This window comes from Amycolatopsis sp. VS8301801F10 (assembly GCF_046195355.1).
In the GTDB taxonomy this organism is placed as follows: domain Bacteria; phylum Actinomycetota; class Actinomycetes; order Mycobacteriales; family Pseudonocardiaceae; genus Amycolatopsis.
Genome location: NZ_CP176065.1, coordinates 4065502 through 4083174, shown reverse-complemented (window position 1 = coordinate 4083174; position 17673 = coordinate 4065502). Strand labels below are relative to the sequence as shown.

Annotated in this window: 12 protein-coding genes; 7 read left to right on the top strand and 5 right to left on the bottom strand. The window is 67.0% G+C overall.

What is annotated here, in order from left to right; translation table 11 throughout:
- Positions 1-75: 75 nt before the first annotated feature.
- Complete coding sequence (locus F9C11_RS19250) at positions 76-6837, bottom strand: LamG domain-containing protein (RefSeq protein ID WP_409186249.1); 6762 nt, start codon at positions 6835-6837, stop codon at positions 76-78.
- 643 nt (positions 6838-7480) lie between these two features.
- Positions 7481-9070 (bottom strand): hypothetical protein, encoded by a 1590-nt coding sequence (locus F9C11_RS19245; RefSeq protein ID WP_409186248.1) that lies wholly within the window; start codon positions 9068-9070, stop codon positions 7481-7483.
- A gap of 460 nt (positions 9071-9530) precedes the next feature.
- Between F9C11_RS19245 and F9C11_RS19240 the strand changes: the two genes are divergently transcribed.
- Positions 9531-9848: a hypothetical protein gene (locus F9C11_RS19240; protein ID WP_409186247.1), complete on the top strand. Its 318-nt coding sequence runs from the start codon at positions 9531-9533 to the stop codon at positions 9846-9848.
- A gap of 151 nt (positions 9849-9999) precedes the next feature.
- On the opposite strand, the gene F9C11_RS19235 is transcribed toward F9C11_RS19240, so the two are convergent.
- The 3 genes from F9C11_RS19235 to F9C11_RS19225 form a co-directional block, all read right to left on the bottom strand.
- Positions 10000-10740, bottom strand: coding sequence for a barstar family protein (locus tag F9C11_RS19235; protein ID WP_409186246.1), 741 nt, complete (start codon positions 10738-10740; stop codon positions 10000-10002).
- A gap of 591 nt (positions 10741-11331) precedes the next feature.
- Positions 11332-11784: a hypothetical protein gene (locus F9C11_RS19230; protein WP_409186245.1), complete on the bottom strand. Its 453-nt coding sequence runs from the start codon at positions 11782-11784 to the stop codon at positions 11332-11334.
- A 39-nt stretch (positions 11785-11823) separates the two neighbouring features.
- A complete protein-coding gene (locus F9C11_RS19225) occupies positions 11824-13035 on the bottom strand; it encodes a PP2C family protein-serine/threonine phosphatase (protein WP_409186244.1) in 1212 nt (403 codons plus the stop codon).
- Between the two features lie 134 nt (positions 13036-13169).
- On the opposite strand from F9C11_RS19225, the gene F9C11_RS19220 reads away from it, so the two are divergent.
- From F9C11_RS19220 to F9C11_RS19195, 6 genes are all read left to right on the top strand, one after another.
- A complete protein-coding gene (locus tag F9C11_RS19220; RefSeq protein WP_409186243.1) occupies positions 13170-13643 on the top strand; it encodes a MarR family winged helix-turn-helix transcriptional regulator in 474 nt (157 codons plus the stop codon).
- Between the two features lie 94 nt (positions 13644-13737).
- A complete protein-coding gene (locus tag F9C11_RS19215) occupies positions 13738-14607 on the top strand; it encodes an STAS domain-containing protein (protein ID WP_409186242.1) in 870 nt (289 codons plus the stop codon).
- Positions 14604-14996 carry an STAS domain-containing protein gene (locus tag F9C11_RS19210; protein WP_409186241.1) on the top strand — a complete coding sequence of 131 codons (393 nt, stop codon included), beginning with the start codon at positions 14604-14606 and terminating at the stop codon, positions 14994-14996. The genes F9C11_RS19215 and F9C11_RS19210 overlap by 4 nt, the downstream gene beginning before the upstream one ends.
- Entirely contained in the window at positions 14986-15423 is a 438-nt protein-coding gene (locus F9C11_RS19205; RefSeq protein WP_409186240.1) for an anti-sigma regulatory factor, read from the top strand. The genes F9C11_RS19210 and F9C11_RS19205 overlap by 11 nt, the downstream gene beginning before the upstream one ends.
- Positions 15420-16436: an ATP-binding protein gene (locus F9C11_RS19200; protein WP_409186239.1), complete on the top strand. Its 1017-nt coding sequence runs from the start codon at positions 15420-15422 to the stop codon at positions 16434-16436. The genes F9C11_RS19205 and F9C11_RS19200 overlap by 4 nt, the downstream gene beginning before the upstream one ends.
- The gene (locus F9C11_RS19195; RefSeq protein ID WP_409186238.1) at positions 16436-17650 is read left to right on the top strand and encodes a PP2C family protein-serine/threonine phosphatase; all 1215 of its coding nucleotides are present in this window, start codon (positions 16436-16438) and stop codon (positions 17648-17650) included. Before F9C11_RS19200 ends, F9C11_RS19195 begins: the two co-directional genes overlap by 1 nt.
- Positions 17651-17673: the final 23 nt, after the last annotated feature.

Below are 17673 nucleotides of genomic sequence, written 5' to 3'. Positions count from 1 at the left end.
CGAGGTCCTGGGAACGCGAGGCGGGCGCGACGGCGGGTGGCGGGACCACCCGCCGTCGCAGCGGTTCGGGACGGATCAACCAGGCGAAACAGCGGTCTTTTCCTGGACCGAGGCAGACTTCTCCGGAAGGAACAGTGCGGAACTTGCTCGAACGCCTGCGGGGAAGACCGGAGCCGGGTCGGGCACCTTGTCCAGTGTGTAGCCCAGCGGCTGGTCGACGACCCAGCCCTCGCAGTCGGCTCTCGCGCTCACCAGCGACTCGCCGGCGGGGCTGGAGCACCGATAGATCGCATGCGCCTCGACGCCTGCCGGGGCGGCCGTCCACAAGCGACCCATCGCGCCGATCACTGTCTTCCCGCCGCAAGCGGGATCGAGCGACGCGAACTGGTCAGTGTCCCTGCGGCAGCTGATGAGCGGCTGCGTACCGGAAGGAGAACCGAGCGACACAAAGCCCAGCGGTCCCTCGAGGAAGTATCCGGGTGCCACTCCGGCGGAAGTGCTGAAGTGGTCCTCAGTCGTCCTGTTGTTGTAGCGGAGAAGCGGCGCGTACGCGAGGGTGTAGCCCAGCACTCCTTCCACCGTGGCTCCTTCGCACGTCGCGTCCAGCGACTCGAAGTGGTCCGGACCGGTGTTGCAGCGGTAGACCGCGACGGTGTCGAGGTTCGTCGGCTGGACGGTGTACACCGATCCGATCGGGCCGCCGACCGACTGGCCTTCGCAAGCCGGGTCCGGCGAGGTGAAGGCGTCCACGCCCGCGTAGCAGGAGAACAGCGTGCGGGTGTTGGGCTGACTGTTGTCGATGAGCAGGCCCAGCGGCCGGTCGAAATGATGACCAGCTGGTGCGGGATTGGCTGTGGCGGCCGTTGCCCGGCGTCCCGCACCGTCGACGTACCGTCCGAGCTGCCCGGCAGCGGTCGCCGGCCAGTTGTCTCGCCGCTGGATCGCGTCGTCGGACAACACGTCGTAGTGCGTCGAAACTTCATCGATCTGGCCGGCGAAGAACTCTGCTGGGCTGCCGTTCACCAGTCCGCGGCCGATGGCGAATCCCTTGGCGGCGGGCCAGGGTGCGACGTTGTTCTGCACCCCGCCGAGCTGTCCGTCCACGTAAATGCGGAACTGTTTCGCGGCGGCGTCGTAGACCCCGGTGAGAGCAGTCCACCGATTCGCCTCGGGTACTTGGAAGGAAGCGGTGTAGTTCAGCGGTGCGGCGTCCTTGTCTTGAGTAGCCGCGCCGAAGATCCACCGGTTGACCTCAGGCCGGTACTGCAGAGCGAACCCGCTCATTCGCGTGCCGTCCTGGCTCACCACGGTGGCGACCCGGTCGGTGCGGGCCAGCTTCGCCCACGCGGACACCGTGAAGCTTCGGGTCATCGGCACTCCGACCTCGGATGTGGTCGCGGTGCCATTTGTCCCGTCGAGCTGCAAAGCGTTGCCCATGACGCCGTTGGCGACGACCGACGCCCCGCCGGACAATGTCGCGTCGTTGTGCCGCCACGAGTAGTCGCGCCCGGTGCCGTTGTCGAAATGCCACTGCCCCGCGTCCGCCTCGGAGACGTCCGCGATCACCCGGCGGATTTCCCCGTCGCTGAGCGCTTTGCCGAACACGCGCACGTCGTCGACGGCCCGGGCGTAGAAGCCCGTGTTCTGGCCGTTCCACTTGCTGCGGCCGATGGTGAACGGACCGCTCGACGCGCCGATCGTCACGCCGATCTGGATCGCGGTCAGCGCACCGTTGACGTAAAGCTTCATTTCGTGCGCTGCGGCGTCGTACACGACGCCGAGATGCGTCCATTCACGCGGTGAAACCTTCACGTCCGACACGATCGTCGTAACTGCCGGGTTGTCCTGGTCCGCCTGCGGAACGGCCACCGTCCATTTGCCCGTGCTGCCGCTGTAGCGGAGCTGGAAGGCGCTGGCCCAGTTGCCGTCCTGGCCCAAGACCGCGTAGTCGTGGGTCCCGGCGTCGGTGAGAACCGTCCACGCAGTCGCGGAGAAGCTCTTCGTCGTGTCGAGAACCGGCCCAGAGGTTTCCGCGTAGCCCGACGTGCCGTCGAACCACACCGCCGCGCCGTTGCGCCCGCCGGACCATTCGGCCCCGCCCTTCAGCGTGGCGGTCTTGCCCTGTCCGCTCGAATCGCCCGCCGTGGTGCCAGTGTTCTCGTCGAACTTCCAGTACGCCTTATCCGCTGTCGGAAGGTCCGGCGGCGTCTCGTCCAACGCCGGGTACGAGGAATACAGCGCGAAGATCCGGTCCCGGTCCAGCGCCCCCGAATACAGCCGCACGTCGTCGACCCGGCCCGGCCAGAACTGTGCCGGCGCGCCGGCGACCTTCCCCCGGCCGAACTCCGCGCCGCCGCTCGCCTGCCAGGCGGAGTCGAGCGTTCCGTCGCCGACCCGTTTGCCGTTCACATAGAGCCAGGTCTTGCCGGTCTGCTTGTCGTACACGCCGGTCAGGAACGCCCAGGTGTTGATTTCCGCAGGCAAGGTGGACACCGCGGCCTTGGCGACAGTCGGACTGTCCACATCGGATCCAGACATCTCGAATACCCACTTCCCGCAGGCATTCGGTTCGTTCGACATGCCGTCGAAACAGAACGCCGACATGTCGTCCGCCACGTGGCCGAGCCGGAACTTGCTCGTGTGCACGCCGTCGAGGCTCACCGCGGTGAACTTCGACGTGGTGTCGCTCTTGCGATCCAGATACACCCACGACGACACCGTGAAGCTGTCATCGCTGCGCAGATCGACGCCGGTGGTCGAAGCCGCTCCGGTCTTGCCGTCAAACAAGGCCGCGTTGCCGACCCGCCCGGATACCAGGCGCGCGCCGCTGTTCAGCGAACCTGCCCGCGCGCCGGCCGAATCGGCCACGTTGGCACCGCTCGATTCGTCGAGCTGCCACTTGTGGACCAGGTTGAGTTCCTTGCCCGCCATCGTGCGGATCTCGTCGCTGAGCAGCGCACGGGGGTAGACCTTGACGTCGTCGACGGCTCCGGAAAGCTGGCTTCCCCATGCCCCGTCGGCTTTCCCCCGGCCGATGTCGAACTCGCCGGTCGCGTTCCAGACCGCGTTCACGGTCTTCGTGCCGGTCAGCGTCCCGTTGACGTACAGCTGGATTTCTTTGGTCGCGGCGTTGTAGCTCGCCACGAGGTGGGTCCACACCCCAGTCTGCACCGGCTGGTCCGACTGCACCAGCACAGCCGGCGGGGCGTCGGAGTCGGCGGCGCACATCGCGAAAGCCCACCGATCGGCCGCACTGCCGGTGTAGCCGAGGATGAAGGACGAAGCACGAGACCCGCTCTGGCTCACCACCGACCCGACCCCGGCGGTCTTCACGCCGAGTTTGACCCAGCTCGTGACCGAGAAACTCTTCGTGGTGTCGACCGCAGGCGGCGCGGACACCGCACCCTCCGCGCCAGTGAAGTTCGCGGCGAGGTCCTTGGGGTCCGGGTTGTTGTTCTGCCCCGGAGTCCACTCGACTTTGCCGACGACAGTGCCGTTCAGGCCGCGGCCCGAGGCGTCCTTCACATCACCGTCCAGCGCCCACGAAGCGGCGGGGACGCTGTTCTGCGCGACGATGCCCTGGATCTCCGCTACCCCAAGCGGGCGGCTGTACGCGCGCACCTCATCGACCGCTCCGGCCCAGAAGCCCGTCGGCCCGCCGTACTGTCCGCGGCCGATCACAAACGCGCCGCTCGCCATCCACGGCGCGACGGGTGCAGGAGCGGTTCCGGCTTGGACGCCGTTCACGAACAGCGTCAGTGTCTTGGCCGAGCTGCTGTACACCCCCGAAAGGTGCGTCCACACCCCCGGTTGAACCGTATTCGCCGCTGACTTCGCTTCGGCGGCCGCTCCTCCAGCGGCGTCGGCGCCGTTCATGCCGAAAACCCAGGTTCCGGCGGCCTGCTTGAGGTAGAAGCCGCTAGCGTTCACCCCGTCCTGAGACACCGCGGCCATGTCGCCGAGCTTGCTCGGCTGCACCCATGCGTTGACCGTAAAGCTCTGGTCCGTACGCACCGCGGGCCCGGCGGTCGAGGCGAAGCCTTGTGTGCCGTCCAATGCAAGAGCGCTGTTGACAGCTCCCTGCTGCGTGAACGCCGCTCCGGTGTGGAGCGCGGCCATTTCGCCGCCCGCGGCGCTGTTGCGGGCCGTGGTGCCCTCAGCGTCGTCGAAGTTCCAGTACCCGGCAGTCACATTGTCGAGCGTGACGATCGACTTCACTTCCGAATCGCCCAGAGCCCGGTCGTACGTGCGGACTTCGTCAATCGCGCCCGAGAAGTAGTCCGTGCCAGTACCTGAAGGTGTGCTGCGGCCCAAGGCGAACTCTCCGTTGGCGGCCCACGGCGAGGCCCAGTCCGCAGTCCCCGCCAAGTCGCCGTTGACGTAGAACCGCACCTTCTTCGCAGCCGCGTCGTACACCCCGGCTAGGTGCGTCCACGTTCCCGACGCTGCCTTTTCCGGCGAGAGGATCGTCGTCGGCGCGGCCGAAGCGGAGTCCGACGGACGCAGTTCCATTGCCCACTTGTCGGATCCGGTACCGGTATAGCCGAGCCGAGCCATGGTCGCGGCGCTTCCGTTCTGGCTGAGCAACGTTTCCCAGTTCGACGTCTTGGCCGCGAGGTTGACCCAGCCCGCGAATGTGAATCCGGCGGCAGTACTCGCCGAAACCGGAGCCGTCGCGTAGTCGCTCGAACCGTTGAGCTTCAACGCGGACCCGATCGATCCCTGCACGTAGGACGGAGCACCGTGCAGCGTCGCGTCCCGGAAGCCGAGCGTCGCGGAGTCCTTGGGGGAACCGTCGAACGACCACTGGGCGAGCGGCCCGTTCCCGGCCCGAACGTAAAAGTGGTAGGCCTTCACCGGGCTCCGGTGGCCTGCCCGGTCGACGCTCTGCACATACAGGTCGCGCGGCCCGTCTCCCGGCGGTGCCAGGGTGACCGATGCCTTGCCGCCCAGTGCATCCGCGTCGATCTTGGTCGAGGGCGCGTTGTTCCAGCCGTAGAGGTAGTGGTCGATGTCCGCGACGCCGTTCGCGGTGAAGGTGAAGGTGTCCAACACCCCGACACCGCCGTGCCAGGTGTTGTCCTCGCGATACACCGGCGCGGCCACCGCGGGAGGCTTGTCCACGCCGACCTGGTCGACCACGAATGCGGGTCCCGACGTGGAGAGTCCGCGGTCGGCACGGTCGAACGCGGTCACCTTCCAGGTAATTGACTGGCCGTTGCGACCCGACAAGTCGACGGTCGTGCTCGCGAACGCGCCGGACGTTTGGTAGATGTCCGGCTCCCGGTGCTCGGCCGCCGGACCGCCGTAGATGTCCCAGATCGCCTTGAGCTGATCGTTGCCGTCCGGGTCGGACAGCCTGCCCAGCAGCCGGACAGAGCTGTCGCCGACGTACGGCTTGCCGCCGCACCACTTGCACGGAGCAGGCAACGGCGGATCGGTCTTCACTTCGTACGGCGAATTCGGCCGGCTGTTGTACCAGACCCGAAGAAAGGTCGTCGGGACGTCGAACTTGCGCCACCAGGCACGATCGCCCTCGTTGCCCGCCTGCAGATAGTAGTTGCTCACCGTGCCGGGACGGACATCGCCGGGGTTGAGGTCGAAGCCGACGCCCTTGTACCCGTCACAGCCCGGGTAGTTGCTCGGCACCTGCGCGTCCGGACCGACCTGGCCGCCGCCGGGCATGTTGTTCCAGGTGGTGCCGAACGAGAGCCCAGCTCCGGCGAGGAACAGTTTGTGGTTGTTGGTGCTGCACTGCGGCCCGTAGACCACTGTGGTGTCGAAGTGCACGTCGTTGATGATCTTGTCGGCGAGGAACGTCGTGTCGAACTGGAAGTAGGTCCGTGCCAAGCCGATGCCGTTGCAGCCAGCGAAGTCACAGTTGCCGACCTTCGCCCACGCGTCGGCGTCGTTCGTGCCGTTGACATAAGTCTGGTTCGGCTTGCCGGAAAACACCTTCGCCCACATCGACTGGTTCCAGCCGCGCATGTCCGGGTCGATCACTACCGGGAAGCGCGTCGATGGATCGTCCAGCATCGCGGCCGAAGGACGAAGAACCAGCATCGAATCCTTGACGGACGCTCCGACCTGGACCCTGGCTGTCTCTGGCCCGCGTGCGTCCCACATCGACGACGAGGGCGCGGAGAAGACGATCTTCCCGGACGGATCAGTCGCTTTGACCTGCCCCGCTTCATCGCTGCTGACCGACAACCCAGCCGCGGACAGCTTGAAGGAAACCGCGCGCAGCGCCGGGTTCTTGGCAGCTTCAACGTTCTTGACCACGAGCCGCTGGTTATAGCCGTCCGCGACCGCTTGCATGACGAGGTCGACACCAGGGAAGACCTCGCGATAGGTAGCGTTCGGACCGTCGAGAACCGGAGTGGGAAGCTTGTGCGGCCAGGCCAAGGACAGCTTCTTGTCGCCCTTGCCGAGCGTCACCAGCGGGGAATCGCCACCGGCGGAGAACGACAGGTCGTTCACCGTCGCCTGTGGCCGGACCGCCCCGTCGGCAGACTTGGCGAGAGTCGCATTCACTGGCACCCAACTGTTGCCGTGCCGCACGCGCACGGGCGTGGAAGCCAGTTCCGCGGTCGACTGCCCGTCCGGCTGGGCGAAGACTCGCTTGGTCTCAGTGGTTTGGTCCGCCACTTCAACCTGCGTCCCCTGCCGCCGGGCAGCCGCGAACGCCGCGACCGCATCGGCCGCGGAGTCCACCGGGGTGACATTCGGCTTTGACGGCGTGCTCGCGGTGACTATCCCGAGCACGCCTGCCAGCAGGAGCACAACCAACCCGAAAACGCGCAGCTTGAACCCGCGCGCCAGTCTTCGACGCTTCACGAAAGGTGGCCCCCTCGGCCTGGTCAGCGCGCGTCCCCCGACCCGCACGACCTGAAAGTAAGAAGAAGAATCCACGACCGTAGAGAAACCGCAAAGCCACCGTTCGGGTGACCACTTTGGCCAGAACCTCGACAATGCCGCCAGATGTCCGTATTGCCGCAATATGCCCGCGATACCGCGTCCGCTTGAGCCGCCGAACGGAGCAAGCGGTGCGCCAGTTGGTCCAGACCGGATGATCAAGTTGTTATCAACTCACGGCAGTGACTGGCCACAAAGGTTGACCCGCTGAGCGGTGCCGTCCGATTGACACATCAGAGGGACCGTCTGTGCCCCAAGACTTACCGACAGCGGAAGGGTCGCTTCTCGGTCGTGGCGTCACTAGGCCGGAGGGACGCAGGCCCGCTCGTCCTCGCCAACGAAGCAAGTCTTGTGTTCGAAACTGCTGGCGTTGACGTGCTCTGCTGTTCTCTGCCCCGAACCGAGCACCCGCCGGACCTCTGCCGGGCCTCGAGCCGCTCCACGCCGAGCGCGCCCAACTGTCCACACGCGAGCAGCCTCGTTCAATTCCGGCTGATGGTTCGGGTGACGGCGGCAATGACCGTTGAAGCCAGGAGCCAGCCTGCAAGGACAGCGATCCACACGACTATGCGCCCGATACCGACAGCGGAGTAGGACTTTTCTGCCCCAGGTCGAGTATCGGCAGAACGACGTCGAGCGCGTAAACAGCAGAGTTGAACGGAGGAGCCGATCCTGTCACTGGATGAGGTCTCCAGACGGTGCTGCAGACGGCTACAACGATGGTCAATCCGGCTAGCCAGGCCAAGGCACGAACTGGCCGGTATCCGTACCCGACGGTGACATCTTGAAGAAACCCCCAAAGCTTGGGGAGGAAACGTTGCCGGCGCGTCCGATCACGGCACTTCGCAAGCAGGACCGTGCGAGCATCGTGATCATGACCGGCTTCGCGATATTGCCGCGCGAGCTGCTCGTACGGCTGCGGTGAATCCGAGCCCTCATCGCGCTTCAGCCACGCGACGCGTTCTTTCGCGGGCAACAGTGGGCGAAGCGTCTCGTACGTCATTCGATCCAATTTGAGGAGTCTGGGCCATGATTTCTGATTGTCCACCAGTGAGGTGATAACCGAGCCAGCTAGGCTGACCTGTACCAGATCGGCGCGGAGAACCTCTAGACAGAGCATTTTGAGACGGCTTTCTAAAAGAGACAGCCGGTGCTCCTCCCCCACTCGATAGGTCAGCTTCACATCCCCGCCGACAGTCGCTGAGTCGAGATCGACTGCTCCGCTGATCCTCGCTCCATACCCGACAGTGACATCGCCGGACACAGCTATCTTCGGCGCACGAAGAGCCGGACGACCGTTGGCGGCAAGGTTAGCCCCGTCGAGTTCAAGGCCAGCGCCAATGTGAGCGCTCCACAGGTTCAAGCCGCCGCGGACCGTCAAGCCGCGGGCGTAGCAGCCGCCTGCGACCTTGATGCTGGGTGCACTGATCGCGTAACCGCCTTCTCGTTCTCCTACTTTTGTGCCGGTAAGCCAAAGGTCACCGCCGACACGCGCGCCGAACAGGTCAATCCCCCCGTCGATTCGACTACTCGCGATGCGTACATCCAGCCGCGTAAGTAGGTTGGACGCACGCAACGCCGGAAAGCGTCCGGAGGAGAAGGTGGCGTCGCAGAGTTCCAGAGAGGTGCCGATTTCGGCTCCCCAAAGGTTGATGGAGCCCAAAGCTTCCACGCGATTTGCATAGACGCCGCCTGCTACGCGGAGGCTCGGCGCGTTGATTGCGTGGGCTCTCTGCCTGGTCTCCCGCACACACGACCCAGTGAGCCAGAGTTGCCCGTCAATTCGGGCACCGAACAGATCGATCCATCCGATACGCGTGTCCGTCAGGGCAAGGTCGCGCGTTATCCGCAGAGATCGTCCATCGAACGCGGCCATCGTGCACGTGCGGAACTCCAGCAACTTGACATCGCTGTCCCCGATCGCGACCGGCTCATCGAACGTACAGTTCTCGAACACGAGCGGGACTTCGACGTCCGCGTTCCGCAGTTCCAGCGCACCGCTGACGCGCGCGTCACGCAAATGAAACAGCGGTGCTCGTCCGCGCTGCGGAGTCGCTCGGCCGAGCAGGACTTGCATGATGGTCGTCGCTGCCACTGATGCCAGACGTACCGGCTCCCCTCTTTGGACATGACTCGCGATGCGTTGCTCGATCAAGCTTTCAGGATTACGGTTGCGCATAACCACGGACTATTCCGCAGAGGCAAAGTCAGCGCGATCGTCCGAACGCCCGAATCGAAGCCCCTCGAAGTTCGTGCAGCTTCACGGACGGAGCCTGCGCCGCCGAACGAGGGACCTTCGCCACGGCACCACTCTCAAACAAGATCGTTCTGCGACCCTCCTATTTGACGATTTCCGCTCATCCCCGACCAGCGGCATGCTGCTGTAGCACTGCGCTTAGCCGTTCCCGCTTTGGAAGCGGAGGGCCACAGGTGCAAATCCTCCCATCCCGACCGATAGGGGCTTGACCTGCGGGTTCAGCCCCTTTTTGATGCCGTCGGGCGCGGGGTGGGAGCTGGGGTGGGCTTGGCGACCCTCATATTCGAGGGTTTTCACCTGCGCGCCCGAGCATTGGAGCCAGCTCCGCAGGCCTGGGGCACTGATAGACGAGTGGGATATGTCACTCAAGGCAGAGAACAAGAGCGCCCGCACGATCCGCGGCTACTGCGACTCCGTGCGCTTCTTCCATCTCTGGCGCGCCGACCCGGTCGCGCCGCCGGAAGTCGACGATCCCGAAGCGTGGCTCGCATCCATTCGCTCCGAATCCGAAGCCGGCGAACCGTGCCACGCCAAACAGTGGATCGCCCGCCGCCTGCCACCACCAGCCCGGCAACGCGGACCGCGACTACCGAGCACTGAGCGCGTGGAGGACGCCTCCCCGGATTGTCAGTGGACACAACCTCACTCGGAAAAACATCCAGATCGGAAAATTTAGAGCATATAAAGGGTAATCAATCGCCCAACACCCATCGGATCACGGCAACCGAACGCAACCCTCTTGCCGGTTCGCACACCTCGGTTTACTCGCACAGAAATAACGCATACTTAAACAGGGGATGCATGCGGCAAACATCAGAGCTTGTGCGCTAACGAAGATCCACTGCCACTTCGAATTCGCGCATAACACCCAGTACCGCAGTGACAAATGAACTTCCCAGCGCTTTCTCGGAAGAGTCGAAATCACCCCACACGACACCAGTCAACGGCTTGAATTCACGACTGGACCTAAGACAATCAGCAAGCGCATCCAGACTGGACCCGAAGTACCCGCCAGGACCGTTGACCGCCTCGCCGAGCGCACAGTAGAAGCTGGCCGGAGTCGAAAAACGAGAGCCGTTCAGATTAGCCAGCTCGTTACCCCCGTAGCAGATCGCGTCGTGCCCGGTCGCGAACCACGAGTTCTGGACAACGTGAAGCCACGCCTCATGGCCACTACCAGAAAATGTTCTCCACCCTTCACTCCCAAGGTGGGCCTCAGCCGCCCACCGACGCCAGATCTCCCTGGCTTCAGGAAATTCAAACCTACTACCGAAGAATCGAAATGACACGCGCGGCTTGACGCCGCTTCGCGATGCGGCGTCCGCATCAGCGAATACGACCGATCCGATGGGATACTCTCCGATTTTGTCTCCGCGAGTGTTCATGACGTCGAGGATCGCGTCGTCGATTTCACGGGGAACGCCGCCGCTCACTTCAGCGTCGATAAATGCGACGGCTTCAGACTGGTCCTCCTCCGAGACGAAGAACCCCTCTATGTCGCCTGCCACGACGACAACGGCCTTCCGCTGATCGTCGACCAGACTGTACAGGGGAAATTTCTCACTCAACTTTACCGACCTCCCGTCCCCTCGCGATGGCGAGCGCCGCGAACCGCGCACAGCAACTGTCAGTTCCACCCTGAATCAGGAAAATGCGGAGCGCTGAACCGCGGGATGGTCCTGTAGTGATCCACCGTCCAACCGTATACCTTCGTGCCGTTGGGGAGCTCCTTCTCCAGGATCCTCTCGGTGTCGGGCCGGCCAGGGACGCGATACTCCTTGGCTCCCGCCCACCAGGGCGTTTCTTGCTTGACGGGGACAGAGGAGGGAAATGCCCCAGTTGAGCAGTCGTCGGCGGTCGCACGGGAGCATGTCGCCGCCGTACCGGGAGCGGAACGGGTTGCGGTGCCGTCGGATGTATCGTCGGCCTAGCTATTCTCTCTTCTGAAGAAGGAACTTGCCGCCTGAGCGATCGCAGCGACGAAAAAACCTATTCCGACATACTGCATGAATTCTGCACCGGGCACGGAAAAGGCTATCACCACTGCGACGGCCGCGAACGCCACGAGTATCGCAGATGGCAACCACGTGAACTTCTTCGCTCCTGACATAGAATGCCCTCCTGCGGGATCATTGTAGCGCCGCCAAGTCATGGTCAGGCTATTTGTTGAAAGGTGATTTCACCGCCTTTGACCAACTGCCGAATCCCTTGCCGATGACTCCTGTGGCGACGCCGAGTCCGCATCCCGCTGCCAAGTTCGCGTGGCCGAGCGCCGCGGTGGCCAGTCCGCCGATGAGTGCTCCGGCAAGCGTGTGCCCGAGGCTCAAACCTCCGGTGGGGTCGGTGTTGTTGATGGGTCGTCGTGGACGTAGGCGTAGTGGTTGGTAAGCCGAGGACCTCGTGGCAATATCATCGACCCCCGCGGCGAAGTGATGCAGTTCGCGCGAGAGTGCTCGCTTCGCAAAGCGCACCCGAAAGAGTTGATTACCAGGATTTGCTTCATCCCGATCGACGTCCTGGGCGTCCGGCTCCGGAAAGAGACCAGGCCGTCGATCGACGAGGTCACCGCCCGGATGGGCCGTCGACATCGGCGGACCCAGCACGACCGTCACGATGGCCTGGCAGCCCACTGCCCCGCGAGAGAGCACCGCTCAGCGTGCGGTCTTGGCCACCGCAATAGTGCTCCCCTCCCCCTCCCCCGGCACCGGCGTAGGCCCGAACCAATCCAAGCACACCACCATCGCGTCGTCCTCCGCTTGGGCGTTGTCTCGGCGGGTGGCAAGTTCTCTCAGCACCATTCCCGGCACGTGCGCCGCCGGCAGGTCTGCGGTTTTCACGACTGCCTCGGCCAGTTCGCGGTCTCCATAAAGTTCGCCGAGGAGACCAGCCGCGTTGTAGACGCCGTCGCTGACGAATACGAAACGGTCTCCGTCTAGGGCCTGGAAACCGTGGATGGCGTAGACGGTGTCCTCGAACATGCCCAGCGGCAACTGTTCCTCGAAATGGATCCGTTCGGCTTTGCCGTCGCGCAGCAGCCACAAGCGCGGCGATCCGGCGTCTACGACGTCGACCATTCCGGTGGCGAGGTCGAACTCCAGCAGCAGCGCGGCGACGTGCCCGTTGCCGCGGTAGTGGCCGTAGACCGCCTGGTCGGCCAGTTCGGCCTGGGCGTCCAGTTCGACACCGGCACGGCGGGCGTTGCGCAGTGCGTTGACCGCGAGGTTGGTCAGCAGGGCCGCTTCGCTGCCTTCGCCCATGCCGTTGATCAGGGTGACCGCGAGTTTCTGCGCCGAGGCGGACCAGTCGAAGCAGTCGCCGTAGATCGCGTAGGCGGGTTCCAGCTGGCCGCCGAGGGCGAATTCCGCGCGGGTGCAGGCTCGGCCGGGCAGGAGCTGCCACTGCATTTCGGCCGCGAGCGTCAACCGGGAGGAGCGGCGGGCCTGGATGTAGAGGTCGGTGTCGCGGTCGGCGACGAACAGTTCGTGGGCCAGCGCCTCGGCGAATCGTTCGAATTCGGCCCAGACCTGCGGTTCCGGTTCCTCGGGCAGGGTCACGGCCAGGATTCCCAGCCGGTCGCCGCGGACGCTCACCGGCAGGTACCCGGTCACGCCGGCGCTGTCGTGGTCGAACGTGGCGGCCTGTGCGACAAACGCCGTCCCGGCGGTGGTGCCCTCGACCGGGATCGGATCGGTCGTGTAGGGCAGGGTTTTCACCTGGCACAATTCGGTGAGCGCGTAGTCGGCCATCCAGATTTCGACTGCTTTCGCGCCGAAATGCTCGGCCAGCGCGGAGCGCAGCGCGGCGGGCAGGTCGTGGGGCGGCACGCCGCGCAGCAATCGCTCGACCGCCAGGGATCTGTCCAACGCCGCCTCCTGCTCACGCCGCCGGGCGCCGGAGGTGGCACGCGGTCAGTCTGCCCGAGTCTGCTCCGCTCCGGCGTGCCGGTCTATGGCGATTCGCGTGAGCTGTTCTGCCAGTTCAGCATATGGCTGCCACAGTGGAGACCGTGAATCGGTCCCGCGAACAGCCCGGCGACGGGACAGCTGGCGAGTCCGAACTCCCCGATCTGCTCGAAGCGGTCGTCGAGCGGATGCGGGAAGTGCCGCCGCGGCCGCTGTCGAACGCCCAGCTGCGCGCGGTCGTCGCCCTCGACCGCCACGACGGGCTGAATCTGCGGACGCTGGCCGAACTGCTCGGGTCGACGCCTCCGCTGACCAGCCGCTTGTGCGACCGGCTCGAGGCCGTCGGGTTCCTCGAACGGCTGCCGAGCGCCCGCGACCGCCGCGAGCTGACCCTGCGGCTGAGCGAGCGCGGCCGCGGATATCTGCGGGAGCTGCGGGCCCGCCGCCGGGAGAGCGTGCGCTCGGTGCTGGCGGAGATGACGCCCGCCGGACGCGCCGCACTGGCGCGCGGGCTGCGGGAATACCAGGAAATCGCCACCGCCCGGGGGCGAGGCGGCGGGCCGCGGTGAGCCCGCGGTGTTGCACCGCTACCCTCAACTGTTGTTATATGACAACAATGGGTCGGCGTTTCGCAGCGCACTCCCTCGACGGCAGGAGGATACGGTGCCGGGCACGGACAAGGGCGACGTCCGGGGGCTGCTGACGCGGACTCTGGACCAGGACCACGCCGCCCTGGTGAACGACTGGGTCCGGCAGCAGCTGGAGGTCCCCGGCGCGCCGCACGGCGAAAGCGAGCTGCGCCGCGAAGCCGCGGAACTGCTCGAGACGCTGCGCACCGCACTGGGCACCGAGCTGCCGGCGAGCCTGATCGCGGAGCGCGACCCGGGCGTGCGCGACGCGCTGACGTCGCTGTCGCAGCGGCGGGCGCGGGCGGGCGCGGCGCCGTCGGCCACCGCGATGGCGATCCTGGCGCTGAAGCGGACGCTGCTGGACGCGGTCGAGCGGCACAGCGGGGATCCGGCGGCGCTTTACCAGTCTGCCCTGCTGGTCAGCGAGCTGCTCGACAGCGCGAGCGTGCTGTCGTTCGCCGTCTACGTCTCCGGACGCGAGCAGATCATCCGCGACCAGCACAACCAGATGCTCGAGCTGTCGACCCCGGTCGTGCGGCTGTGGCGGCACATCCTCGCGGTCCCCCTGATCGGCACGCTGGACAGCGCTCGCACCCAGGTCGTGATGAACAGCCTCCTGGAGGCGATCCAAACGCACGAGGCCCGCGTCGCGATCATCGACATCACCGGAGTGCCCACTGTGGACACCGCGGTCGCGCAGCATCTGCTGCAGACCGTGTCCGCGGTGCGGCTCATGGGCGCCGACTGCGTCATCAGCGGGATCCGGCCCCCGATCGCGCGGACCATCACGCAGCTGGGCATCGACCTGTCGCACATCGTCACCCGCGGGTCGCTCGCCGACGCGCTGGCCAGCGCGATGCAGCTGCTGGGCGAGCGCCCCCGCGCCGGCGCGGTGCGCGGGTGAACCCGGGACTGCCGATCCTGCGGCTGGGCGACGTCCTGCTCAGCGGGCTGCTCGACGACCTCGACGACGCCACCGCGCTGGCGTTCACCGACGAACTCGCCGACCGGATCGCCGACGAGGGGATCCGCGGCGTCGTCATCGACATCTCCCGGCTGGAGCTGATCGATTCCTTCGTGGCGCGGGTCCTGATGCAGCTGGCCGACACCGGGCGGCTGCTCGGCACGCGGATGGTCGTCGCGGGCATGCGCCCCGCCGTCGCGATCACCTTGTCCGAGCTGGGATTGCAGCTCACCGGCGTCCAGACCGCGCTCAACGCCGAGCAGGCGATGGAGCTGCTGGGCTGGCGCCGTCCCGCCGAGGCCGCCGAAGAGGCGCCTCATGCTCCCTGACGGACTCGCCGGCCCCGGCCACGACTCCCCGCCCGGCGAACATCTCGTGCGGGCCGAGGAAGACCTGCTCGCCGCCCGGCACGCGGTGCGCGCCAGCGCGGTCGCGGCGGGCTTCTCGATCGTGGACCAGACCAAGATCGTCACCGCGGCCAGCGAACTGGTCCGCAACGCCTACATCCACGGCGGGGGCGGCACGCTGACGATCGAGGTCGTGCGCGGCGACACCGGCCGGATCGGGCTGCGCCTGCGGGTGCGCGACGAGGGACCGGGCATCGCCGACGTCGCGCGGGCGATGACCGACGGGTTCAGCACCGGCGCCGGGCTCGGCCACGGGCTGGGCGGCACCCGGCGGCTGGCCGACGAGTTCCGTCTCGAGACCGAGCCGGGCAAGGGCACCACGGTCACGATCGTGCGCTGGAAACCGTGAACGCCGCCGCGGCGCCCCCGCCCTCCCGGCACGTGCGCGTCGACCACGCCAGCGCGGTGTACGCCGCCACCCGCGCGACCCGCGAAACCGGCCGGGCCGCCGGGCTGCCCGACGTACTCACCGAACGCGCGGCCGTGGTCACCTCGGAATTGGCCAGCAATCTCAACAAGCACGCGGTCAACGGGTCGGTCGTGGTGCAGCGGTCGGCGATCGGGCACGGCGTCGACGTACTGGCCGCCGACGACGGGCCCGGGATGGCCGACGTCGGGCACTGGCTGCTCGACGGGAACTCGACCACCGCCACCCTCGGCACCGGTCTCGGCGCGGTCAGCCGGATGGCCACCGTGTTCCGGATCCGCTCCGCGCCCGGCGGTGGGACCGTCGCCGGTGCCCGGCTCCTCGCGCCGGGCACGCCCGCCGGCCGGGCCGCCGCGATCGGGCACTTCTGCCTGCCCCGCGACGGGGAAGAGCAGTGCGGGGACGCGGTGGCGGTCGCGGAGGCGCACGAGGGCTGGACCGCCGTCGTCGTCGACGGGCTCGGCCACGGCCCGGACGCCGCCGAAGCCGCCGATCTCGCGATCCACGTCTTCGGCCAGAATCCGGACCGGCCGCTGCCGCAGCAGCTCGCGACCATGCACCGGGCGCTGCGGGCCACGCGCGGCGCCGCGGTCGCGCTCGCCCGGATCACCCCGCGCCGGCTCGATTTCTGCGGAGTCGGCAACGTCAGCGGCACCACGATCAGCCACACCCGCGCACCCGGGCTACTGCTGAGCGTCCCGGGCATCGTCGGGTTCAGCCTGCCTGCCATTCAGGTCCGCCAGACGCCGCTCTCCGACGGAGACCTCGTCCTGCTGCAGACCGACGGCGTCGGCCACGGCTGGCGCACCCCGCCGGACCACGCGCTTCCCTTGACCGCCAACGCGTTGCTGCTGGCGGCCGAACTCGCCCACCGCCACCGCAATCCTCGCGACGACGCCGCGATGATCGCCCTGCACCCCCATTGGCTCGCCTGATGCACCCCGACCTCGTCCAGTTCCGCCAGCTCCTGCGCGCCGCCTGTGCCGCCGCGGGCGTCCCTGCCGACGATCGCGCGCGCCTGGTCCTGTCCGCGACCCTGCTCGCCGAAGCGGCCCTCAGCTCCGGCGAACACGTCGGCATCGAGACCGCCTCGGCCGACCGCCGGCTCGCCGTCACCCTCCGCCTGCCGGGTCCGGTGGAACAGGCCCGGCGCAACACTCTCCCGCTGCTGCCCGACGCCGGCGACGACGCCGCCCCGACCTGGTATCTCGCGGCCGGGCAAGACCGCGCTCCCGCTCCGGCCGACGACGCCGCGGCCACCCGCGAGGAGATGCTCGCGCTGATCGCCCGCGCCGACGGACTCGCCCAGCAGCAACGCGAACTCAAGCACGAACTCGCGGAGACCAACAGCGGCGTGCTGGCGATGTACGTCGAACTCGAGGAGCGCGACGAACAACTGCGCAAGGCGCACGCGTTCATCTTCCGCGAACTCGAAGACGCGCTGCGGCCCCCGCCGCCGGACGCGCCCGGGCTCGAACTCGCCGTCCACTACTCGCCGACCGACCCGGACTCCCCCACCGGCGGAGACCTCTACGACTGGTTCGTCCTGCCCGACGGCTGCCTGCACGTGACGCTCGTCGACGCGGTAGGACACGGCGTCACCTCCACCCGGCACGCGCTCACCGTCACCCACGCCGTCCGGACCCTGGCCCTGCAGGGCCATCCGTTCCGCGACCTCATCGCCCGCACGGCGGAAACGCTGGCGCGGATCGAACCGGGCCTGGCGGCCACCGTGCTGCTGGCCCGCATCGACCCCGCGACCGGCCGGACGACGCTGGCCAACGGCAGCCACCCGCCGCCGGTCCAGGTGACCCCGGCAGGCGCCGCGGAGCTGCTGCATCCCCCGGTCGTCGGCCGCGGCGTCGGATTCCCCGACCCCGGCAGTCCGGAACTCACCCACCGCACCCTCGCGCCCGGCGACACCCTGCTGCTGTACACCGACGGCCTCATCGAAAGCCGCCGCGACCTCGACGAAGGCTTCGACCGGCTGCTCGACCACGCGTCCGCGCACGCCCGTCACTCGATCGACACGCTCCCCAGCGCCCTCGTGGCCCGCATGCACGACGTCGTCCTGCACACCGATGACACCGTCCTGCTCGCGGTGCGGCTGACTGAGCGCCTGGACGGTTGCCGCGCCGGCGAAAGCTGATTGACCTGCCGCCTCTGTGGCGC

Excerpts from the sequence above, each read along its gene's own strand:
- F9C11_RS19205 (WP_409186240.1), top strand. The coding sequence starts at position 14,986 with ATGCTCCCTGACGGACTCGCCGGCCCCGGCCACGACTCCCCGCCCGGC.
- F9C11_RS19240 (WP_409186247.1), top strand. The coding sequence starts at position 9,531 with ATGTCACTCAAGGCAGAGAACAAGAGCGCCCGCACGATCCGCGGCTAC.
- F9C11_RS19195 (WP_409186238.1), top strand. The coding sequence starts at position 16,436 with ATGCACCCCGACCTCGTCCAGTTCCGCCAGCTCCTGCGCGCCGCCTGT.